This window comes from Natronosporangium hydrolyticum, assembly GCF_016925615.1.
Classification (GTDB): domain Bacteria; phylum Actinomycetota; class Actinomycetes; order Mycobacteriales; family Micromonosporaceae; genus Natronosporangium; species Natronosporangium hydrolyticum.
On the sequence record NZ_CP070499.1, the window covers coordinates 2,132,204 to 2,154,601 of the forward strand.

The following is a 22,398-nucleotide window of genomic DNA, read 5'->3' on the forward strand; positions in this document are numbered from 1 at the left end:
ATGGTGACCCGTGATCACAACGACCGGCCTGGAGCTGCGCGTCGGCAGCCGGATCCTCCTCGACGGGGCCGAGCTGCGCGTCCAGCCGGGCGACCGGATCGGGCTGGTCGGGCGCAACGGTGCGGGTAAGACCACCTCGCTGCGGGTGCTGGCCGGCGAGGGTGCGCCCTACGCGGGTGAGGTCACCCGCCGCGGGCCGGTCGGCTATCTCCCGCAGGACCCCCGCACCGGCGACCTCTCCGGGCTGGCCCGCGACCGGGTGCTCTCCGCCCGCGGGCTGGACACGTTGCTCGCGGAGCTGCGTGAGCTGGAGGCCCGGCTGGAGACCAGCGAGGAGCCGAAGCTGCTGCGCCGCTACGGGGCGTTGGAGGACCAGTTCGCGAGCCTCGGCGGCTACGCGGCGGAGGCCGAGGCTGCCCGGATCTGCGCCAACCTTGGACTGCCGGACCGGGTGCTCAACCAGACCCTGGGCACCCTCTCCGGCGGGCAGCGGCGCCGGATCGAGCTGGCCCGGCTGTTGTTCCGGGATGCCGGCGCCACCGGCACGCTGTTGCTCGACGAGCCCACCAACCACCTGGACAGCGACTCGATCTCCTGGTTGCGAGGGTTTCTCGCCGGCCACAAGGGTGGGCTGGTGGTGATCAGCCACGACACCGAGCTGCTCGCGGCGGTGGTCAACAAGGTGTGGTATTTGGACGCCACCCGGGCGGAGCTGGACGTCTACAACGTCGGTTGGCGGGCCTACCTCGATCAGCGGGAGACCGATGAGCGGCGTCGGCGGCGGGAACGCGCGAACGCCGAGCGAAAAGCGGGCGCGCTCAAGTCGCAGGCTGACAAGCTCCGGGCCAAGGCGACCAAGGCGGTGGCGGCGAAGAACATGGCCCGCCGAGCCGATGCGCTGCTCGCCGGACTGGCCGACGAGCGGGTGGCGGACAAGGTCGCGAAGGTCCGGTTGCCGACGCCGGAGCCGTGCGGACGTACCCCACTGACCGCGGCCGGGCTATCCAAATCGTACGGTTCGCTCGAGGTGTTCTGCGATGTCGATGTGGCGATCGACCGGGGCTCCCGAGTGGTGATCCTCGGCCTGAACGGTGCCGGCAAGACCACCCTGCTGCGGATGCTCGCGGGTGAGTTGACACCGGACACCGGCACGGTCGAGGCCGGGCACGGGCTGCGGATTGGCTACTACGCCCAGGAGCATGAACACCTCGATGTCGATCGGTCGGTGTTGGAGCATCTGCGGTCGGCAGCGCCCACCCAGACCGACGGCGAGTTGCGAAAATTGCTCGGGGCTTTTCTCTTCTCCGGGGAGGACGTCAACAAACCGGCCGGTGTGCTCTCGGGCGGCGAGAAGACCCGGTTGGCGTTGGCGTCGCTGGTCTGTTCCGGCGCCAACGTCCTGCTGCTGGACGAGCCAACGAACAATCTGGATCCGGCCAGCCGGGAGCAGGTGCTCGACGCCATCGCCCGCTACCCTGGCGCGATTGTGCTGGTCACCCACGACCCGGGGGCGGTGGGCGCGCTTAAACCCGATCGGGCGATCCTGTTGCCGGACGGGGCCGAGGACGCCTGGAGCGACGACCTGTTGGAGCTGGTGGAGCTCGCCTGAGCGGGAGTCCCATCGATTAGTCGGTTACCAGACACAAAGAGCGTGTCGGTTGGCGTGTGGGTCACAACTGGCGCATGATCGTCGTAGGTGGTCCAATAGATAGGGACTACTTCCGCACACCAACGTGATGTAGCCGCATGTCAGGGACGTGAGGAAGAAAGATGACAGCCACCGGCACCACAACCAGTTCCGAAAAGGGCCGCCGGATCATCGGTTCGGAGCGGCAGACGCTCGCGAAGGATTTGGTCAAGCGTTACACGGACGGCGAGAGCATCCGTGCGCTCGCCTCCTCCACCGGTCGGTCGTACGGCTTCGTACATCGGGTGTTGACCGAGTCCGGAGTGCAGCTTCGGCAACGCGGTGGCGCCCGCCGCCGTAAGAAGGCGTGACGCGGCCCGACGCGTACCCTCGCCCCCGGTCACGGACCCGCACGTGACGTCGCCGGGGGTGCGGGCGGGCCACGACGAAGCGGCGGCCGTCCGACTGGACCGTGACGGGCCAGTAGCGACGGTCACGTTGTGTCGACCGGAGGTGCGCAACGCCCAGACCCCGCAGATGTGGCAACGTCTTCGGCGGATCGGCCGGGACCTCCCCGGTGATGTGCGGATAGTAGTGGTGCGCGGCGACGGGCCGGTCTTCTCCGCCGGCCTGGATCGGACGGTGCTCACCTCGGGCCTGGCGGCGGAGCTGGCCAACACCCCACCGGCGGCCGCGGCGGCGCGGATCGCCGAGTTCCAGGGCGCCTTCAGCTGGCTGCGTCGACCCGACCTGATCACGGTGGCGGCGGTGCACGGCCACGCGGTCGGGGCGGGGTTTCAGCTGGCGCTCGCCTGTGACCTCCGGGTGCTCGCCGAGGACGCCCAGCTGGCCATGGCCGAGGTGACCCTCGGCCTGGTGCCGGATCTCGGCGGCACCAAACGCCTGGTCGAGCTGATCGGCTACGCCCGGGCCCTCGAACTGTGCGTCACCGGCCGCCGGGTCGACGCCACCGAAGCCCACCAGCTGGGGTTGGCGAACCTGGTCGTCCCCGGCGCCGAACTCACCCCGGCGGTCGCCGACCTGACCGCCGCCGTGCTGGCCGGTCCCCGGGACGCGGTGATCGAGATCAAGGCCCTGCTCAGCGCGGCATCCGGCCGCTCGTACCCTGAACAGGAGAGCGCAGAGCGGCAGGCCCAGGTCCGCCGGCTCCGCGAGTTGGCCGGATCCGGGGAGTAGACACGCAGTGGCCCCACCAATGGGCGGCATGGGTGGCGGCGGGGGTTGGGGTACCCTCCGCTCGCTGCGCCGTGAAGATGAGCTGAGCGGGCACCAGACCCGCCGCGGGACGATACGCCGGGTGATCGCCTTCGCCCGGCCATTCCGCGGCACCATCACGGTCTTCCTGCTGACCGTGATGATCGCGGCCGGCGCCGCGGTCGCCACCCCGGTGCTCGCCGGCCGGGTGGTCGACACCATCGGCGGTGGCGGTCCGGAGGCCGGGCGGACGGTGATCATCCTCGCCGCGGCGATCGCCGGGCTGGCGCTCGCCGACGCGTTGCTGCAGTTGGCGCAGCGGTTCTTCTCCGCCAAGATCGGCGAGGGGGTGATCCTCGACCTCCGCTCCCGGGTCTACGACCACATCCAGCGGATGCCGCTGCAGTTCTTCAGCCGTACCCAGACCGGGGCGCTGGTGAGCCGGCTCAACAACGACGTACTGGGGGCGCAACGGGCGTTCACCACCACCCTCTCCGGGGTGGTCAGCAACGTGATCCAGCTGACGCTGACCGCGGTGGTGATGTTCACCCTGTCGTGGCAGATCACCACCTTGTCGCTGCTGCTGCTGCCGGCGTTCATCATCCCGGCGCGGCGGGTCGGGCGCCGGCTGGCCGAGATCACCCGCGAGTCCTACAACCTGGACGCGAAGATGAACGCGACCATGACTGAACGGTTCGCGGTGGGCGGGGCGCTGCTGGTGAAGCTCTTCGGCCGCCCGGAGACCGAGTCGGCCCGCTTCACCGACCGGGCCGCCCGGGTCCGCGACATCAGCATCCGGCAGGCGATGTACGCCCGTACCTTCTTCGTGGCGCTACTGCTGGTCGCCTCGCTGGCGCAGGCGCTCACCTACGGCCTGGGTGGCTGGCTGGCGGTCAACGAGCAGCTCTCGGCCGGCACCGTGGTCACCCTGGCGCTGCTGCTGGTCCGGTTGTACGGGCCGCTCACCGAGTTGGCCAACGTCCGGGTGGATGTGCAGAGCGCGCTGGTCTCGTTCGACCGGGTCTTCGAGGTGCTGGACCTCGCCCCGGCGATCTCGCAGCGCCCGGACGCGGTGCCGCTGCCGGCGGCGGCCGGACGGATCGAATTCCGGGATGTCCACTTCCGCTACCCGTCGGCGGCGGAGGTGTCGCTCGCCTCGCTGGAGGACGTGGCGGTGCTGGACCGGACCGTCTCCGACCCGGTGCTCCGGGGGGTGTCGTTCACGGTCGAGCCGGGCCAGTTGGTTGCGCTGGTGGGCCCCTCCGGTGCTGGGAAGACCACCACCTCGATGCTGGTGCCGAGGGTCTATGACGTCACCGACGGGCAGGTCTCGATCGAAGGGATCGACGTCCGGGACGTAACGTTGGATTCGCTGCGGGACGCGGTCGGGGTGGTCACCCAGGAGGCGCACCTGTTCCACGAGACGCTCGCCGAGAATTTGCGGTACGCCCGGCCCGAGGCCAGCGACGACCAGCTGTGGGAGGCGCTGGCCGGTGCCCACATCGCCGACCTGGTCCGGACTCTCCCAGAAGGGCTCGACACCGTGGTGGGGGAGCGGGGGTACCGGTTCTCAGGCGGCGAGAAGCAACGGATCGCGATCGCCCGGCTACTGCTCAAGTCCCCGTCGATCGTCATCCTCGACGAGGCCACCGCCCACCTTGACTCCGAATCCGAGGCGGCGGTGCAGCGGGCGCTGTCGGTGGCGTTGACCGGCCGCACCTCGCTGGTCATCGCCCACCGGCTCTCCACGGTCCGCAACGCCGACCAGATCCTGGTGTTGGAGGCCGGCCGGATCGTGCAACGGGGCCGGCACGAGGAGCTGGTCGCCGCTGGCGGGCTCTACGCTGAGCTCTACCGGACCCAGTTCGCGACCGACGCTTCCCCCACCCGGGCGGTGGGCTGAAACCGGCCGGTGCGCTAGAGCCCGCGGCCGGCGCCGCCGTCGACCGGCACGGTGATCCCGGTCAGGTAGCTAGCAGCGGGGGAGAGCACGAACGCCGCGACCCGACCGAACTCGGCCGGCTCCCCGAGCCGCCCCATCGGGATCTGGGCCTCCACCTGTGCCTGCGCCTGCGCCGGGTCACCGGTGGCGGCGAACAGCTCCCGGTTCCGGTCGGTCATGATCCGGTGCGGGAGCAGGCTCACCACCCGGATCCCGGCTGGGGCGTACTCGTCGGCGAGGTCTTTGGCCGCCCCGGCGAGCCCCGGCCGGAGCCCATTGGACAACCCCAGGCCGGGCACCGGCGCCCGCACCGACGAAGACAGCACCAGCGCGATCGCGCCGCCGCTCCCCAGCTCCGCGGCGACCGTCCGGGCGGTGCGCACCACCGACAGGAAGACCGACTCGAACGCCTGCCGCCACTGCGCGTCGTCGGCCTGGGCGACGCTGCCCGGCGGCGGCCCGCCGACCGACAGCAACGCCCCGTCGAGCCGCCCGAACTCGGCGGTGGCGGTGGCCACCAGCCGGCCCGGGGTGGCCGGGTCGGCCAGATCGGCGGTGACGCCGACGGCGCAGCCGGCGCCGCCGCGCTGCTCCAGTGTCGTCACGGCCGCGGCCACCCGCTGCTCGTCGCGGGCGGAGACGACCACCCGGGCGCCGTCGGCGACCAGCTGCTCGCCGGTGGCGAGGCCGAGGCCGCGGGACGCGCCGGTCAGCAGATACACCCGATCACGCAGTCCAAGGTCCATAACTGGCCATCCTGCCAGTTACCCCAGAAAGTGGCATCCTTGACTTCGAGTCCGCTCGAAGAGAAGGCGAGGCGTCATGACCCAGATGGCGGCAGAGCAGGTGTGGTTGAGCGTCGGGGAGGCGGCGGCCCGGGTTGGCCTGACCACCCACACCCTGCGCTGGTATGAGCAGGAGGGCCTGGTCGCGCAGATCGGCCGGGACAGCGCGGGCCGCCGCCGTTACAGCGAGACCGACCTGGGCTGGTTGGAGTTGCTGATCAAACTGCGGCGTACCGGCATGCCGGTACGCGAAATGCGCAGGTACGCGCAGCTGGCCCGGGAGGGTGAGCACACGCTGCCGGAGCGGCTGCAGCTGTTCGAGGAGCACCAGGAGCGGGTGCGGGCCCGAATGTCGGAGCTGCAGCGGGACCTCGACACCATCACCTACAAGGTCGATATCTACCGCAAGATCGTTGCCGACCAGGAACCATAGCGGCCCGCGCACCCGCCAGCGCCGCGCCGCGCCCCACCGCGCCGCCTTACCCCCGTGATCAAGGTGACTGAGTGGTCGCTATAGCAGCCACTCGCTCACCTTGATCTCCGACGATTGGGCGCCCGGGTGGGCAAGGGATCTGACTCCGCAAACCGGATCGCGGCGGTCGCCCCGGTGGCGCGTCGGGTCAGGTAGACCTGCTCCACCTCGGCAAGGACGGAAGCTGGCGCGCCCCGAATCCGCGAAGGCGGCAGGTGAATCACTACCGCGCCGTGGCGGGCGAGCAGGTTGTGTCGGGCCATCGTTCGGCTCCAGGCCCCGGGTGAGGTGTGAAACTCTCGCGAGTCGACCTCCAACGCCACCCCGACATCCGCGAGGTAGCCGTCGGGCGTCGGTAATGTCTCGCCGCCCTCGGCGGAGACGAGGTGCGGATTCCAGTGGATCGGCGGCCGGATGCGGGAAGCCCCGAGCACCTGCCGGAGCTCGGACTCGGCGACCGAGCGGACCCCGTCGGCCATCTCGGCTACCGCCGCGCGCAGCAGCGCCGAATGCTGCCGCGCGGCGCGAGCAGTCTCCTCCTGCAACGCGGCGACAGTGGTGAGGCGCCGCTGGACGGCGTCGGCGACCATCGCCCGGACCTGCCGCCGGCTCCGGCACCAGCGGGCGGCGTCGGCGACGGCCCGAGCGGGCGAGGCGAGCAGGAGCGGGTCGACGCGTACCGGTCGGGGATCAGGCCGGTCGGTACGGTGGAGCGCCACGAAGCTCACCGACCGGCGCTGCTGCCCGCGTGGCACCAGGATCCGCACGTACGGGTCGGTCGGCAGGTAGCGGAAGCCGTGCGCGCGTAGCGCAACGCCGCCGGTCAGCTGCGCCCCGGCGCCGCCGTACAGGAGACCGGCGAGGGCGCGTTGGCGGGCGGTCGGGTCGCCGGTAACGGTCGCATAGATGTGCGGCAAGATCTCCCGCCAGTCGCCGCTGGCGAGCCGCCACCGGAGCGCCGCCCGGGTGAGCCCACACTGGTACGCCTGCGCCTGGGTGATGAGGCCGTCCTGGGAGGCTACGAGCCGCGCGAAGGTGTCCACGAATATCGAGGATGACTGTTCCGTCGCAACCAACGCCGGACCCGAACCAACCGCTGACGCTCGCCCGTGATCAAGGTGACCGTGCGGCTGCCATAGCAGCCAACCAATCACTTTGATCACGGAAGCGGGGGAAGGGTCACGGAGCTGGGGGTCTGCGGACCGCTGCCTCGATCAGGTCGAGCACCTGGGTCAACTCCGGGCTCGGGGGGTGGTCCATCGCCAGGTGGAGCACCAGCCCGTCGTAGGTCAGCTGGAGGAACTGGGCCAGCACCGGGATGGGCACATCGTCCCGGAGGACTCCGGCCTCTCGCTGCCGCGTCAGCCGGTCGCGGGTCGCTTCGGCGATCGCTTCACTGCGGGCGGCCCAGCGTTTGGCGAACGCCGGGTCGGTGCGCAGCCGGCGGGCCACCTCCAGTTGGGTGCCGAGCCAGCCCACCGTGTCGGTCGTGCCGGCGCGCGCCAGTAGTTCCCGCATCACCTGTACCAGGCCGTTGCGGGCTACCGTCGCCACCATGGCGGCCGCGTCGTCCTCGGCCACCGCGAGGAACAGTGACTCTTTGTCGCGAAAATGGTGGAAGATGGCGCCGCGGGAGAGGCCGGTCTCCTGTTCGAGCCGCCGGACGGTGGCGCCTTCGTACCCGTGGCGGGCGAAACAGGCGCGGGCGCCGGTGAGGATCTCCCGGCGCCGGGCATCGAGTTGGTCCTGGCTCACTCTCGGCACACCGAGATCGTGCCAGCTCAGGCCGGTGGGATGCAATCCGTACGTACGGATTGCATCCCACCGGCCTGAGCGGTCAGGCAGAAGTCGACACCAGGAGGCTGAGGCAGCAGCAGCCACAGATGAAGACGACGAACGCGATCAGCAGTCCGATCGTGATGCCGGCGGCTGGGTACTTCTGGGGCGGCGGGCCGAGCGCGCCACCGCTGAAGACCCACAGCGGGGCTTTGTACTCCACCTCGACGGTCTGCCCCGGGCTGACCGGTACGGTGACGTCAGCCTTCCCGATCTGGGAGGGAATGATATAGGGCACGTGGACGTGCAGCTGGTGCTGGCCCGGCGAGACTGTCCAGACCTGTCGGCCCCAGGCGTTGGTGGCGATCTCCTGGCCGTTGAGGAAGACCTTCGGCTTGAAGAAGGCCAGCATGAAGAAGGCCCACTGGTACTTGGTGGTCAGTGCGATCGCGGACTGACCGTCGCCGGCCTGTCCGTACGGCGGCTGCTGCCCGTAAGCCGCCTGCTGTTCAAACTGTCCTGGTTGGCCATACTGGCCCGATTGCCCATACTGGCCGGCCGGTTCTTGCCCGTACTGGGGTTGCTGGCCGTACTGCGGCTGCTGCCCGTACGGAGGCTGCTGGCCCGGTTGCGGTTGCTGGCCGTACTGGGGTTGCTGCGGATACTGGCCCGGTTGCGGCTGACCGCCGTGTGGCGGCGGCGCCGACTGCCCGTACACACCGGGCTGCTGGCCGTACTGGCCCGGCGGGTGGGGGTTGGTCACGCGTACCCTCCTCGATTCTAAAAGACCAGTGGGAGTATGCCCGGTCTGCGCAACTGTCCGACCGGGCCCGGACCGGTCAGCCGTTCCGGCAGTCCTGCGAACCACATGCAACCGCCGACGCCCTCCCACATAGTGGGAGCGGCGCCGGCGGTCGGCTTCGGCAAGAAACAGGTCAGGCAGCCAGCATCTTCCGCAGCACGTACGGCAGGATCCCGCCATGCCGGTAGTAGTCGGCCTCGGCCGGCGTGTCGATCCGCACCCGCGCGTCGAAGGAGACGCCGGTGTCGGTGGTGACCCGGACCGTCGCCGGAGTGGTGCCGTCGTTCAGCTCCTCGACCCCGGCGATGGCGATGGTTTCCCGGCCGGTGAGGCCGAGCGAGGCGGCGCTCTGACCGGACGGGTACTGCAGCGGCAGCACTCCCATCCCGATCAGGTTGGAGCGGTGGATCCGCTCGTACGACTCGGCGATCACCGCCTTCACGCCGAGCAGCGCGGTGCCCTTCGCCGCCCAGTCCCGAGACGAGCCCGACCCGTACTCCTTGCCGGCCAACACCACCAGCGGCACGCCGGCCTCGGCGTACGCCTCGGCGGCCTGGTAGATGCTGGTCTGTTCGCCGGTGAGGTGGTTTACCGTGACGCCGCCTTCGACGCCGGGCACGAGCTGGTTGCGCAGCCGGATGTTGGCGAAGGTGCCGCGGATCATCACCTCATGGTTGCCGCGCCGGGAACCGTACGAGTTGAACTCGTGCCGGGCCACGCCCTTGTCCAACAGGTACTGGCCGGCCGGCGAGTCGGGCTTGATCGCCCCGGCGGGCGAGATGTGGTCGGTGGTCACCGAGTCGCCCAGCATCGCCAGCACCCGCGCGCCGTCGAAGTCACCGACCGGCTGCGGCTGCGGGCTCATCCCGTCGAAGTACGGGGGCTTGCGCACATAGGTCGACTCCGGGTCCCAGGTGAACGTGTCCCCGCTGGGCGTCGGCAGATTGCGCCACCGCTCGTCGCCGGCGAAGACATCGGCGTACCCGCTCTGGTACATCTCGCTGGCGATCGCCGCCGCCATGGTCTCCTCGATCTCCCGCGTGCTCGGCCAGATGTCCCGCAGGTAGACCGGCTGACCGTCGGAGCCGGTGCCCAGCGGTTCGTTGGCCAGGTCGATATCCATGGTGCCGGCGAGCGCGTAGGCGACCACCAGCGGCGGCGAGGCGAGGTAGTTCATCTTCACGTCCGGGTTGATCCGGCCTTCGAAGTTTCGGTTGCCCGACAGCACCGACACCACCGACAGGTCGTGCTCGTTGACCGCCTCCGAAACCTCGGTCGGCAGCGGCCCGGAGTTGCCGATGCAGGTGGTGCAGCCGTAGCCGACCAGGTGGAAGCCGAGCTTCTCCAGGTACGGGGTGACCCCGGCCCGCTCGTAGTACTCCATGACCACCTTGGACCCGGGGGCAAGGCTGGTCTTCACCCACGGCTTGCGGGCCAACCCCTTGTCGACCGCGTGCTTGGCGAGTAGCGCCGCCCCCAGCATCACCTGCGGGTTGGAGGTGTTGGTGCAGGAGGTGATGGCCGCGATCACCACCGCGCCGTGGTCGAGCTCGTAGCTGTTGCCGTCCTCGCCGGTCACCCGCACCGGCCGGGAGGGGCGACCGTTAGCGCCGACGGCGGCCGAGATCAGATCCCGGGGCGCGTCGGCCGGGTCGTCGGCGTGCCCAATGGCGGGCGCGTCGCTGGCGGGGAAGGACTCCTCCGCCGCCTCGTCGGCCGAGCCGGTGTCGCCGTGGTCACCGTCGGCGACGTAGTCGTTGAGCGCGCCTCGGAACAGGGTTTTGGCGCTGCCCACCGGCACCCGGTCCTGCGGCCGGCGAGGACCGGCGAGCGACGGCTCCACGGTGGACAGGTCGAGCGTCAGCTGCTCGGAGTAGGCCGGCTCGGCGGCCGGGTCGTGCCACAGCCCTTGCGCCTTCGCGTACGCCTCGACCAGCGCCAGCTGGTGTGCGTCGCGGCCGGTGAGCCGGAGGTAGTTCACGGTCTCGGCGTCGACCGGGAAGATCGCCACGGTCGAGCCGTACTCCGGGGACATGTTGCCGATGGTGGCCCGGTTGGCGACCGGCACCGCCGCCACCCCGGGCCCGTAGAACTCGACGAACTTGCCGACCACCCCGTGCTGGCGGAGCATCTCGGTGATGGTGAGCACCAGGTCGGTGGCGGTGGCGCCCTCGGGGAGTTCACCGTCGAGCTTGAATCCGACCACCCGGGGGATGAGCATCGAGACCGGCTGGCCGAGCATCGCCGCCTCCGCCTCGATGCCGCCGACGCCCCAGCCCAGCACCCCGAGCCCGTTCACCATGGTGGTGTGGGAGTCGGTGCCGACCAGCGTGTCCGGGTAGGCCTGGCCACGGCGGGCCATCACCACCGGCGCGATGTGTTCGATGTTGACCTGGTGCACGATGCCGGTGCCCGGCGGCACCACCTTGAGCTCGTCGAAGGCGTTCTGGCCCCAGCGGAGGAACTGATACCGCTCGCGGTTGCGCTGGTACTCGAACTCGACGTTGCGCTCGAAGGCGTCGGGGCGGCCGAAGACGTCGGCGACCACCGAGTGGTCGATGACCAGGTCGGCGGGGGCGAGCGGGTTGACCTTCGCGGCGTCGCCGCCGAGGTCACGGACGGCCTCGCGCATGGTGGCCAGGTCGACCACGCACGGGACGCCGGTGAAGTCCTGCATCAGCACCCGGGCCGGGGTGTACTGAATCTCGACGCTCGGCTCCGCGGTGGGGTCCCAGTCCGCCAGGGCGCGGATGTGGCCCTCGGTGATGTTCGCCCCGTCCTCGGTGCGCAGCAAGTTCTCCAGGAGGATTTTCAAGCTGTACGGCAGCCGTTGCTGGCCGGCGACCGCGTCCAGCCGGAAGATCTCGTACTCGGCGTCGTCGACGCGTAGTTGGCTGCGGGCTCCGAAGGTGTCGAGGCTGGCCACGGCTTCTCCCTGGTGTGTTCGGAGGTGGGACGGATCGGACTGGTCACGGCAAAGTCTGTCGCATCCAGCCGGGTGCGGCCGGGTTAGGCGAGGCTTACCCCACTTCGTGGGCGTTACCCCCGACCCCGGTGCCGCTAACCAAACCGTACGTCCGTCTTGCTATCTACGTCAAGGCCCCCCGGTGAGTTGATCATGGGCTTAGGGGTCCAAAAAAGCGCCGATCATGGACCTAGGTCCATGATCGGCGCTCGGGGTGACGTGGGGTCAGCGGGTGCCGACCGGTTCGGCCTCCCGCTCGGAGAGTTCGTGCCGCAGCTTCTCGCCCTCGATGTCCACGTTGGGGAGGATCTTGTCCAGCCAGCGGGGCAGCCACCACGCAGCCCGGCCGAGCAGCGCCAGCAGTGCTGGTACCAGGGTCATCCGCACCACGAACGCATCCAGCGCGATCGCGATCGCCAGCGCCAAGGCGATCTGCAGGATGAAGTCCATGCCGGAGAGGGTGAACCCGGCGAAGACGCTGATCATGATGATCGCTGCGGCCGCCACCACCCGGGAACCGTGCTGGAAACCGGTCACCACCGCTGCCTTGGGTGCCGCGCCGTGGACGTACTCTTCCCGCATCCGGGTGACCATGAAGACCTGGTAGTCCATGGCCAGCCCGAAGACCACGCCGATCAGGATGATCGGAAGGAAGCTGACGACCAGGTCGGACTGCGTCACCGGCAGCAGGTCGGTCAACCAGCCCCACTGGAAGACCGCGACCACCGCACCGAAGGTCGCGCCCATGGTGAGCAGGAAGCCCAGCGCCGCCTTGATCGGCACCAGGATCGACCGGAAGACCAGCAACATCAGCAGCAGCGACAGCCCGACCACCACGCTGAGGTACGGCAGCAGCGCCTGGCCCATCTGCTCGTTGAAGTCGATGATGATCGCGGTCTGGCCGGTCACCGCCACGGCGACACCGGCCTCCTGCTCGATCGCGGTGGTGCCACCCCGGATCGCCTCGACCAGCTCCTCGGTCGCCTCGCTGCTGGGGCCGGTCTGCGGGATCACCGTCACCAGGGCGGTGTCGCCGGCCTGGTTGAAGACCGGAGGCTGCGCGAACACCACGTTGTCCAGCTCGCTGACGGTCTGGAAGACGCGTTGGGCGGCCGGCTCCGGGTCAGGGCTGCCGAGGGTGTCGACGACCACCATCAGTGGGCCGTTCGCCCCGGCCCCGAAGCCCTCCGCGATCAGGTCGTACGCCTGCCGTTGGGTGGTGTCCTCGCCCATCTGTCCGTCGTCGGGCAGGCCGAGCCGCAGGTCGGCGGCGGGGATCGCCAACGCCACCATGCCCACGCCGACCAGCAGCAGCACCGGCAGTGGCCGACGGGTGATGAACTTGACGTAGCGGGTGCCGAGGCTGGGGTTGCCGTCGGCCTCCTGCGCCTCCGGGTCGCGGGCGCGCAGGCCGGGCACCTGGCCGCCGGTGATCCGGCGGCCGACCATCCCGCAGAGCGCCGGAAGCATCGTCAGCGCGATCAGCACCGCCATGGCGACCGCGAACGCCGCCGCCAGGCCCATCTCGGTGAGCATGTCCAGGCCGACCACCGAGAGGCCGAGCAGCGCGATCATCACCGTGAGGCCGGCGAAGACCACCGCGGAACCAGCCGTCCCGAGCGCCCGGCCCATCGCCTCCGGGCCCGGGTCCTGGTCTCCCGAATCGGCGAGGACTCTGCGCTCGTGGCGGTAGCGGGAGACGATGAACAGGGAGTAGTCGATCGCCAGCGCCAGCCCCAGCATCAGCGCCAAGGTGGGGCTGGAGCTGGAGAGATCGAAGAATCGGGTCGCCGCGGTGAGCGCGGCGATGGTGATACCGATGCCGATGATCGCGTTGAGCAGCGGCAAGCCGGCGGCGACGAACGAGCCGAAGGTGATCACCAGAACGATGGCCGCCACCCCGAGTCCGATCAGCTCGGCGGCGTGGTTCTCGAACTCCTCCATCAGTGCTTCGCCGGCGAGTTCCACGGTCATCCCGGCGTCTCGCGCGGGCTCGACCGCCTCGGTCAGCTCCTCGTTCGCGGCCGGGAAGGAGTTGTTGAAGGCCACCTCGGCGTAGGCGATCCGCAGGTCCGGCGCGACCGTCTGCGCCTCGAACGGATCGGTGACCGCCACCACGTCGCGCACCTGCGCCAGCTCCTGCAGGGTGGCGGCGAGGGTCGCCTGGTGCTCTGGGTCAGTAAGGGCTTCGCCCTCGTCGACCGCGAACACCACCCGGGCGGTGGCGCCGTCGTTCGCCGCCTCCGGGAACCGCTCCTGCAGCATCGCGAGCGCGTCCACGGATTCGGTGCCCGGCACGTCGAAGGAGTCGGTGGTCTCCTCGGCGAGGGTGGCGGCGGCGACGCCCATCAGCACCAGCAACGCCAACCAGAGGGCGGCGACCGTCTTTCGCCGTCTGAACGCGGACCGGCCGAGCCGGTAGAGCAGCGTGGACAACCGAGAATCTCCCGTCACTGAGTGGGTCAGCGTCAGCCTAAGCCGGAGCTGGATAGCTGCGACCGTCGCTTAAAGACGTTGTGGCCTATGGCACCCTGGTGTACCCAGCCGGTGCTGAGAGCTTCCTGAGAACCAGGACCCACTATGCTGGCCCGGATGGCAGACCACGAGCGGGGGCGCCGTGGCGGCTAGGAGGCCAAGGTGCGTAATCAGCCCATAAGCGAGTTCTTGAGTCAGCTCGCCGCCCGGATGCCGGCTCCCGGTGGCGGCGCGGCGGCCGCGTTGCACGCCGCACAGTCGGCGGCGCTGCTGGCGATGGTCGCCCGTTACAGCGAAGGCGCGAAGTACGCCGACCATGAGCCGGTGATCACGCGGGTGCGGGAGACCGCCGACCGGCTGCGCGATACCGCACTGTCGTTGGCTGAGGCGGATGCCAAGGCCTTCAGCGCGGTCGCCGAGGCGTACGCGATGCCGAAGGCGACCCCGGGCGAGCAGGCGGCCCGGTCGGCGGCGATCGCCCGGGCGCTCGCCGGCGCCGCCGAGCCGCCGGCTGAGGTCGCCACGCTGGCCGGCCAGCTGATCGGTCTCGCCGATGAGCTGCTCCCGGTCGGCAACCCGAATGTGCTGCCCGATGTCGCCGCGGCCGCGGAGGCGGCCCGGGCGGCGGCCAGCACCGCCCGGGTCAATGTCGAGGTCAACTTGGCGGGCGTGACCGACGACGTGTTGCGGGTCAAGCTCGCCACCGAGATGGCGGTGGTCGACACCGTGGCGGCCCGGGCCGAGCGGATCACCGCCGCAGTGCGGGTGCGGATCTCCGCGTGAGCGCACGGGAGCTGGCCGGGCGAGCCCTCGCCCGCGCGATCCGCGAGGAGACCGCGGCGCAGGCGAGCGCGTTGGCCGCGGCCGGGCGGCCCGCCCGGCTGGTGATCGTGACGGCCACCGACGACGACGCCAGCGGCTGGTATGTCCGATCGTTGGCGAAGGCGGCGAGCGGGGTCGGGGTGGAGTGCGAGGTGGTCGACCTCGGGCCCGCCGCCGACGCCGCCACGATCCGCCGCGAGCTGACTGGGCGCAGCGCCGACCCGCAGGTCAGCGGGGTGATGCTGCAGACTCCGCTGCCGCCGGGCGCATCCGCCGCCGAGCTCGCCGAGGCGATCGCGGTCGAGAAGGACGTCGACGGTGCGAATCCGTGGTCGCTGGGCCGGCTCGCCGCCGGCCGGCCGGCCTTCGCCCCGGCGACCGCCGAGGCGGTGGTCCGGCTCCTGGCGCATTACGAGGTGCCGCTGGCGGGGCGGCCGGCGGTGGTGGTCGGGCGTTCCACAGTGGTGGGAAAGCCGCTGGCGCAGCTGCTGCTGGACCGGGACGCCACCGTGACCGTGTGCCACTCGCGCACCGCGGATCTGGTGGCGGTGACCCGTTCCGGGGAGCTGGTGGTGGCCGCGGTCGGCCGGACCCACCTGATCGGACCCGAGTATGTGTCGCCGGGTGCGGTAGTGGTGGACGTCGGGACCAACCCGACTCCCGACGGCGGGTTGGCCGGAGACGTGGACCCGGCGGTGGCGGCGCACGCGGACGCGCTCAGCCCGGTGCCGGGCGGGGTCGGCCCGGTCACCACCGCGCTGCTGCTCGCCCACACTGTGACCGCCGCGATCTGACCCGCCCCCGGCTGGTCATGACCGTCGGCTGCGGTAGGCGCGCTGCCGGCAGGCCGGTGAACAGTACGCCCGGCGCCGGCCGTTGGTCGGCTGAGCTACCGGACCACCGCAGGTCGGGCAAGTTTCGTTACGCGTTTCGTCACGTCGATTGACCAACACTTCGACGCCGTCGAGCACCCGCTCCAGGCCGAACTCGAACGGGTCCGCCGGTTCGTCGTACGCGCCGGCCTCCCACAGCCAGCTCAGGGTGGGGTAGCGGTCCATTCGCGCGAAGAGCGTCTCCCGTGAACTCCACCATTCCTGCTCGGTCACCCCGCTGCGGCGCTCCTCCTGTGCCGCCTCCACCAGCCGCAGCGCCTCCGCGTCCACGAACCGGCCCACCAGCTCCACGGCGGCGACCATCTCGGACGGGGTGAGGTTGGTGTCGGCGACGACGCTCAGCATGTGCTCGAAGTACGCGACGGCGCGGGGGCCGGGTACGTGCCGGGTGCCCCGCACCTCGGCCAGCCACGGATGGCGCCGGCGCAGCTGCCAACCGGCGCGGGCGCAGGCCGCCAGTTGGGGCCGCCAGCCGTCCGCGGTCTTCGCCGGTGGTGGCTCGATCACGGCGTCACACATCAGGTTGACGAGCTGGTCCCGGCCCGGGACGTGGCGGTACAGCGACATGGTGGTGAAGCCGAGCCGGTCGGCGACGCGGCGCATCGAGAGCCCGGCGAGCCCGTCGGCGTCGGCGACCGCGATGGCGGCCGGCACGATCTGGTCGAGGGTGAGCCCTCGCCGTGGCGCGGCTGGCCGCGGTCGGTCACCCCAGAGCAGCTCAACCCCGTGATCCGGGTCTCCCGCTAAACCCCTCGCCATCGTCGCCTCCTTGGTGTGTACTGTACACCTTGTGTACGCCATAAACAGGGAGGCATCAATGCAGGACTTCTACGTGGCGGTCGGGGGCGACGACTCCGGCCCGGGCAGCCTGGACCGGCCGTTCGGGACCCTCACCCGAGCCCGCGATGCGGCGCGGGACGTCGGCGGCGAGGTCGTCGTCCACCTCCGCGGCGGAGTCCACACCATCTCCGAGCCATGGGTGCTGACCGGCGACGACTCAGCGAGCGAGGGCCGCCGGATCGGCTACCAGGCGTACGGCTTCGGCACCGCGGACCAGGAGGAGGTGGTGATCAGCGGGGGCCGAGAGATAAGCGACTGGCAGGTGGTCGACGGGGTGTGGCTGGCAGAGATTGGCGATCTGGCCCCCCGTCAGCTCTCCGTCGCCGGCCGCCGGGCCGAGCGGGCGGGCATCGACGGCCTGCCGCCGGACGCTGCCAGGACCGAGACCGGCTACACCACCGAGAGCGCCGCGCCCCGCTCCTGGCGGAGCCCGGCCGACGTCGAGTTCGTCTATCGGGGGGTCTACCCCTGGACGGAGGCCCGGTGTCCAGTCGCCGAAGTCTCGGGCGAGGGCCCGGTGGCGATCACTATGGTGCAGCCGGCCTTCGCCCTCGCCATCGACCTCTACAACTTCTCCTACGGGGAGGTGACCCAGTACGGGCCGGGACTGCCCAGCCGGGTGGAGAACGACCCCACCTTCCTCACCGAGCCGGGCACCTTCGTGGTGGAGCGCGCTCGCCCCGGCCGGCACCTGCTTCACTATCTGCCGAGGCCGGACGAGGACCCCGAGCACACTCCGGCGGTCGTACCGGCGGTGGCGACGCTGCTGCGCGCCGAGCGGCTGCGCGGTGTCTCCTTCCGTGGCCTGACCTTCGCCGACGCGACCTGGTCCGGCCCCGGAGACCGGAACGGGTTCCTGCACTATCACGGCAACTCGTTCTATGAAGGTGGGCCGGTCGAGCAGGTGACATTAGGGGAGGGCGCGTGGGTGACGGTCCCCGGCAAAGCCAGCACCATCCCGGCCGGGGTGGTCTTCACCGATTGCCGCCACGTGAAGATCGAGGGCTGTCGGTTCACCCGGATCGGCGCGGCCGGTCTGGCGATCGAAGCCGGCGCCGACCTGACGGTCCGCGGCTGTGACTTCGAAGGGCTGTCGGCCGGTGCGGTCACCATCACCGCTGCCGCCACGGTCCACTTCGAGGAGAACCGGATCCGCCACGTCGGGCTCGACTACTCCGGTAGCCCCGGGATCCAGTTGACCGACACCCGTGACTGCGTGGTGGCGCAGAACGAGGTCAGCGAGGTGCCGCACTGTGGCATCGTCGCCGGGCCGGGCGAGGGGACCCGCATTCTCCGCAACCGCACCACCGGCACCATGAGCGTGCTGGCCGACGGTGGCGGCATCTACCTCGCCGGAGACCAGGGGGGCTCGCCCGACCGGGCCGCGGTGATCAGCGGAAACGTCATCGCGGACACCCGCACGCCGTACAACTTCGGGCTCTACACCGACTACGGTGCTGCGTGGGTCACGATCGAGGAGAACGTGGTCACCGGGGCGGACAACTCGGCGGTGCTGGAGGTCTCGCCGCCGCTGGAACACGTCGTCTACCGGGGTAACTTCTGGGACGCCGACCCGGTCGGGGCAGCGGCGCCACCCGCCGGGGTCCGCTATGAGGGCAACACCACCCTCACTGATCCGGCGGAGCTGGCCGCCGCCACGGCCACGATCCAGCAACGGGCAGGGCTGCGTGGCCCTCGCCGGTGAGCCGGCGCGGCTGACGGCGGTCGGCGATCAGCCGGTGAGCTGGTCGATGGTGCGGTAGATCCGCTGCTCCGAGATCGGGAAGCGGGTGCCGAGCTGCTGGGCGAAGAGGCTGATCCGCAGCTCTTCGATCATCCGGCCGATGGTGTCGAGAGCGGCGTCGCTGACGCCCGGCGGTGGCGCCGAACGTAGCTGCCGGTACTCCTCCTGGACCCGGTGGATGACGGTCATCGACTTTCGGTCGCGCTCGACATTGCCGCCGAGCTTCGCCAGCCGCCGGTCGATGCCCTGGAGCCAGCGGTTCAGGTCGGGCAGCAGCTGCCAGCCGACGTCAGTGACGAAGCCGGGCCGGATCCACGCCGAGAGCTGTTCCCGCATGTCGAGGATGGCGTCGGCGCGGGCGCCGTCGCCGATCGTGGCCAGCCGCTGGCTCAGCTCGTTCGCCAGGTTCATGATCGGCAAGATCTCCGTGACCACCCCGAGGGTGGCCCGGTTCAGCTTGCCGCGGACCTGGTCGCGCAGGGTGGCGAAGGCGGCTTCGTCCCAGGCGGGTCCGCCGTGCTCGGTGACGATCGCGTCGACGGCGCAGCCGGCGCAGTCGTCGAGCAGCGGCCGCACGCCGCCGTGCGGGTTGCGCAGCAGCGCCAGCTTCGCCTCCGGCGCCAGCCGGTCCGAGACGTACCCGACGGGGGAGGGCAGCGCCCGCAACAGCAGCCGGCGGGTGCCGGCCGGCATGTGCCGGGCCTGCTCGGCCTCGGTGGGGAAGACCCGAACATCTACCCGGTCGCCGGCATCCACCAACGCCGGGTACGCGGTGACCGGGTGGCCGGCCCGCGACAGCTCTACCCGTCGGGGCAGTTCGCCGATGGTCCAGTCGGTCAGCCCGCGGCGCTCGACATGGGAGGCTGCGGCGGTGAGGCTGGCCCGGGCCGCCGGGGCCAGTCGGCGCGCCAACGCGGCCAGGTCCTTGCCCTCGGCGAGCACCGCACCGGCGTCGTCGGTGACCCGTATGGTCATCCGCAAATGGTCCGGGACCTGGTCGACCGACCATGCCTCGCTGGCGACCACCGCGCCGGTCAGCGTGCGCGCCGCCTGCGACAGCGCCTCCGCCAGCGGCTGCTGGTGGGGCGTGACCATCGCCAGCAGTTCGGTGGCGACCTGCGGCGCCGGCACCAGCTGCCGGCGTACCGGTTTGGGCAGGGTCCGGATCAGCGCCACCAGCAGCTCGTGCCGCAGCCCCGGCACCTGCCAGTCGAAGCCGGCGCCGGCGGCCTGGGCCAGCGCCGGCAGCGGCACCGTGACGGTCACCCCGTCGGCGGCGGTGCCGGGCTCGAACTGGTACGTCAGCGGGAAGCTCAGCTCGCCGTACCGCCAGTGGTCGGGGTAGTCGGCTTCGGTGGCGGCGTCCGCGCGTTCCGGGTTGAGCAGCAGCTCCGGGGTGAAGTGCAGCAGCTCGGGCTGGCTGCGCCGGGTCTGCTTCCACCACTTGTCGAAGTGGGCGGCCGACACCACTTCGGCCGGGATCCGCTGGTCGTAGAAGTCGTACCGGACCTGGTCGTCGGCGAGGATGTCGCGGCGGCGGGCCTTACGCTCCAGCTCCTCCAACCGGGAAAGCAGCGCCTGGTTGTCCTGGACGAACTGGTGGTGGGTCTGCCACTCGCCCTCGACCAGGGCGTGCCGGATGAACAGCTCCCGGCACAGCGCCGGGTCGACCCGGGCGAAGTTGATCCGCCGCCGGGCCACCAACGGCAGACCGTAGAGGGTGACCTTCTCGTACGCCATCACCGCGCCGCGCTCGGCGTCCCAGTGGGGTTCGCTGTACTCGCGCTTGATCAGGTGGCCGGCGACCGGTTCGACCCATTCGGGCTGGATCCCGGCCGCGGTACGCCCCCACAGCCGGCTGGTCTCGACCAGTTCGGCGACCATCACCCACTGGGGAGACTTCTTGAACAGTGCGGACCCGGGCGCGACCGCGAACCGGGCGCCGCGGGCGCCGATGTATTCGTGGCGCCGGCGCGGATCTTTGCTGGTGACGTCCTTGGTGCCGAGGTGGGAGAGGAGACCGGCCAGCAGTGCGGTGTGGACCTGTTGGGAGTCGGCCGGTTCGCGGTTGAGCGGGCCGCCGAGGCTGCGGGCCAGCCGGCGCAGCTGCTGGTGGACCTCCTGCCACTCCCGGACCCGCAGATAGTTTAGATACTCGTCGCGGCACATCTTCCGGAACTGACTGCCGGAGCGGGCCTGCTGTTGCTCGTGGAGGTAGTGCCACAGATTCAGGTAGGCGCTGAAGTCCGATTGCGGGTCGACGAACCGGGCGTGCTGGGTGTCGGCGGCCTCCTTGGCGTCGGCCGGCCGCTCGCGGGGGTCCTGGATGGAGAGTGCGGCGGTGATCACCAGCACCTCGCGCAGGCAGCCGTTGCGGTCAGCCTCCAGGATCATCCGGCCCAGCCGGGGGTCGACCGGCAACCGGGCCAGCTTGCGCCCGAGCGCGGTGATCCGGTGGTCGGTGTCGAAGGCGGCCAGCTCCACCAGCAGCCGCCGGCCGTCGGTGAGCTGCCGCCGGTCGGGCGGGTCGAGGAACGGGAACCGCTCGACGTTGCCCAGTTTCAGAGCGGCCATCTGCAGGATCACCGAGGCGAGGTTGGTCCGCAGGATCTCCGGTTCGGTGTACGTCGGCCGGGTGGTGAAGTCGTCCTCCTCGTAGAGCCGGATGCAGATGCCGTCGGCGACCCGGCCGCAGCGGCCGGCCCGCTGGGTGGCGGAGGCCTGGGAGATCGGCTCGATCGGTAGCCGCTGCACTTTCAGCCGCGCGCTGTAGCGGGAGATCCGGGCGGTCCCGGGGTCCACTACATACCGGATGCCGGGGACGGTGAGCGAGGTCTCGGCGACGTTGGTGGCGAGGACGATCCGCCGTCCGGTGTGGGGTGCGAAGGCTTTGTGTTGTTCGGCGAGGGAGAGCCGGGCGTAGAGCGGCAGCACCTCGGTGCCGTGCAGCCGCCGGTTGCGGGTGATGGCGCCGGTGAGCGCGTCGGCGGCGTCCCGGATTTCGCGTTCGCCGGAGAGGAAGACCAGGATGTCGCCGGGGCCTTCGGCGGCGAGTTCGGCGACCGCGTCGCAGATCGCGCGCGGCTGGTCGACATCGTCGGCGGGGGGCCGGTAGCGGACCTCCACCGGGTAGGTGCGACCGGAGACCTCGATGACCGGGGTGTCGGCGCCGAAGTGGTGGGCGAACCGGTGCGGGTCGATCGTCGCCGAGGTGATGATCAGCTTGAAGTCGGGTCGGCGGGGGAGCAGGGTGGCTAGATATCCGAGGATGAAGTCGATGTTGAGGCTGCGTTCGTGGGCCTCGTCGATGATCAGGGTGTCGTAGCGGCGCAGCGACCGGTCCTTCGCCAGCTCGGCGAGCAGGATGCCGTCGGTCATCAGCTTCACCCGGGTGCCGTCGCTGACCTGGTCGGTGAAGCGCACCTGGTAGCCGATGGTTTCGCCGAGCTGCTCGCCGAGTTCGTCGGCGACCCGGTCGGCGACGGTGCGGGCAGCGAGCCGACGCGGCTGGGTGTGGCCGATCAGCCCGTGCTCGCCGCGGCCGAGCTGGAGGCAGATCTTCGGCAGCTGGGTGGTCTTGCCGGAGCCGGTCTCCCCGGCCACCACCACGACCTGGTGGTCGCGGATCGCCGCGGCGATCTCGTCGACCCGCTCGGTGATCGGCAGCTGCTCCGGGTAGGTGATCTTCAGCGCCGTGTCCATGTCGCCCGCCAGAATATGCGGGCGACATCTGGTGGCCAAACTATTTCGGCAGGTGGTCGCGGCGGGCCCGGCTACCGGGGGCCGCCGCCCGGATCAGGTCTTGTGAAGTAGGGCTGGACATCGTAAGTGTCGCGTCGATCACCGCGCCCTTTTCGCGTCGATCATGAGCGTGGCAGCCGACACGCCCGGCGTTTCTGTCAACTCGCTCATGATCGGCGCGGTGGGTGGCGGGGTCTGGTGGGCTGTGTGGGCTAGACCAATTGGCCGTTCGTGGGGGTGAGGTCCAGGATCACAGTTTGATAAATTCCTAGACCAGCGGCGTTCTACAAGGAGGTAGC

The 22,398-nt window shown here is 70.6% G+C and carries 16 protein-coding genes; 8 read left to right on the forward strand and 8 right to left on the reverse strand.

Going from position 1 to position 22,398, the window contains the following annotated elements:
- The first annotated feature begins 10 nt into the window (after positions 1-10).
- The 4 genes from JQS43_RS09530 (at position 11) to JQS43_RS09545 (ending at position 4,745) form a co-directional block, all read left to right on the forward strand.
- Complete coding sequence (locus tag JQS43_RS09530; RefSeq protein WP_239678699.1) at positions 11-1,609, forward strand: ABC-F family ATP-binding cassette domain-containing protein; 1,599 nt, start codon at positions 11-13, stop codon at positions 1,607-1,609.
- Positions 1,610-1,770: 161 nt separating this feature from the next.
- On the forward strand, positions 1,771-1,998 hold the full coding sequence (locus JQS43_RS09535) for a helix-turn-helix domain-containing protein (RefSeq protein ID WP_239678700.1): 228 nt from the start codon (positions 1,771-1,773) through the stop codon (positions 1,996-1,998).
- A 43-nt stretch (positions 1,999-2,041) separates the two neighbouring features.
- Positions 2,042-2,824 carry an enoyl-CoA hydratase/isomerase family protein gene (locus tag JQS43_RS09540; RefSeq protein ID WP_239678701.1) on the forward strand — a complete coding sequence of 261 codons (783 nt, stop codon included), beginning with the start codon at positions 2,042-2,044 and terminating at the stop codon, positions 2,822-2,824.
- Between the two features lie 19 nt (positions 2,825-2,843).
- Complete coding sequence (locus tag JQS43_RS09545; RefSeq protein ID WP_338037176.1) at positions 2,844-4,745, forward strand: ABC transporter ATP-binding protein; 1,902 nt, start codon at positions 2,844-2,846, stop codon at positions 4,743-4,745.
- Positions 4,746-4,759: 14 nt separating this feature from the next.
- Here JQS43_RS09545 and JQS43_RS09550 read toward each other — a convergent pair whose 3' ends face one another.
- Positions 4,760-5,530, reverse strand: coding sequence for an SDR family oxidoreductase (locus JQS43_RS09550; RefSeq protein WP_239678702.1), 771 nt, complete (start codon positions 5,528-5,530; stop codon positions 4,760-4,762).
- Positions 5,531-5,606: 76 nt separating this feature from the next.
- On the opposite strand from JQS43_RS09550, the gene JQS43_RS09555 reads away from it, so the two are divergent.
- Positions 5,607-6,002: a MerR family transcriptional regulator gene (locus JQS43_RS09555; RefSeq protein ID WP_239678703.1), complete on the forward strand. Its 396-nt coding sequence runs from the start codon at positions 5,607-5,609 to the stop codon at positions 6,000-6,002.
- 95 nt (positions 6,003-6,097) lie between these two features.
- Here the strand turns inward: JQS43_RS09555 and JQS43_RS09560 are convergent, their stop codons facing one another.
- The 5 genes from JQS43_RS09560 to JQS43_RS09580 form a co-directional block, all read right to left on the reverse strand.
- On the reverse strand, positions 6,098-7,084 hold the full coding sequence (locus tag JQS43_RS09560; RefSeq protein ID WP_239678704.1) for a hypothetical protein: 987 nt from the start codon (positions 7,082-7,084) through the stop codon (positions 6,098-6,100).
- A 136-nt stretch (positions 7,085-7,220) separates the two neighbouring features.
- On the reverse strand, positions 7,221-7,805 hold the full coding sequence (locus JQS43_RS09565) for a TetR/AcrR family transcriptional regulator (protein ID WP_239678705.1): 585 nt from the start codon (positions 7,803-7,805) through the stop codon (positions 7,221-7,223).
- Between the two features lie 73 nt (positions 7,806-7,878).
- Positions 7,879-8,580 (reverse strand): hypothetical protein, encoded by a 702-nt coding sequence (locus JQS43_RS09570; RefSeq protein ID WP_239678706.1) that lies wholly within the window; start codon positions 8,578-8,580, stop codon positions 7,879-7,881.
- A gap of 172 nt (positions 8,581-8,752) precedes the next feature.
- Positions 8,753-11,545 carry an aconitate hydratase gene (locus JQS43_RS09575; RefSeq protein WP_239678707.1) on the reverse strand — a complete coding sequence of 931 codons (2,793 nt, stop codon included), beginning with the start codon at positions 11,543-11,545 and terminating at the stop codon, positions 8,753-8,755.
- A gap of 264 nt (positions 11,546-11,809) precedes the next feature.
- A complete protein-coding gene (locus tag JQS43_RS09580) occupies positions 11,810-14,038 on the reverse strand; it encodes an MMPL family transporter (RefSeq protein ID WP_239678708.1) in 2,229 nt (742 codons plus the stop codon).
- Positions 14,039-14,221: 183 nt separating this feature from the next.
- Here JQS43_RS09580 and JQS43_RS09585 point away from each other — a divergent pair, with 183 nt between their 5' ends.
- Together JQS43_RS09585 and JQS43_RS09590 are read left to right on the forward strand one after the other, a co-directional pair.
- Positions 14,222-14,842: a cyclodeaminase/cyclohydrolase family protein gene (locus JQS43_RS09585; RefSeq protein WP_239678709.1), complete on the forward strand. Its 621-nt coding sequence runs from the start codon at positions 14,222-14,224 to the stop codon at positions 14,840-14,842.
- On the forward strand, positions 14,839-15,675 hold the full coding sequence (locus tag JQS43_RS09590; protein WP_239678710.1) for a bifunctional 5,10-methylenetetrahydrofolate dehydrogenase/5,10-methenyltetrahydrofolate cyclohydrolase: 837 nt from the start codon (positions 14,839-14,841) through the stop codon (positions 15,673-15,675). The genes JQS43_RS09585 and JQS43_RS09590 overlap by 4 nt, the downstream gene beginning before the upstream one ends.
- 15 nt (positions 15,676-15,690) lie before the next feature.
- Here JQS43_RS09590 and JQS43_RS09595 read toward each other — a convergent pair whose 3' ends face one another.
- Positions 15,691-16,533 (reverse strand): TetR/AcrR family transcriptional regulator, encoded by an 843-nt coding sequence (locus JQS43_RS09595; protein WP_239678711.1) that lies wholly within the window; start codon positions 16,531-16,533, stop codon positions 15,691-15,693.
- Between the two features lie 58 nt (positions 16,534-16,591).
- Between JQS43_RS09595 and JQS43_RS09600 the strand changes: the two genes are divergently transcribed.
- Entirely contained in the window at positions 16,592-18,319 is a 1,728-nt protein-coding gene (locus JQS43_RS09600; protein WP_239678712.1) for a right-handed parallel beta-helix repeat-containing protein, read from the forward strand.
- A 27-nt stretch (positions 18,320-18,346) separates the two neighbouring features.
- Here the strand turns inward: JQS43_RS09600 and hrpA are convergent, their stop codons facing one another.
- Positions 18,347-22,060 carry an ATP-dependent RNA helicase HrpA gene (gene hrpA, locus JQS43_RS09605; protein WP_239678713.1) on the reverse strand — a complete coding sequence of 1,238 codons (3,714 nt, stop codon included), beginning with the start codon at positions 22,058-22,060 and terminating at the stop codon, positions 18,347-18,349.
- Positions 22,061-22,398: the final 338 nt, after the last annotated feature.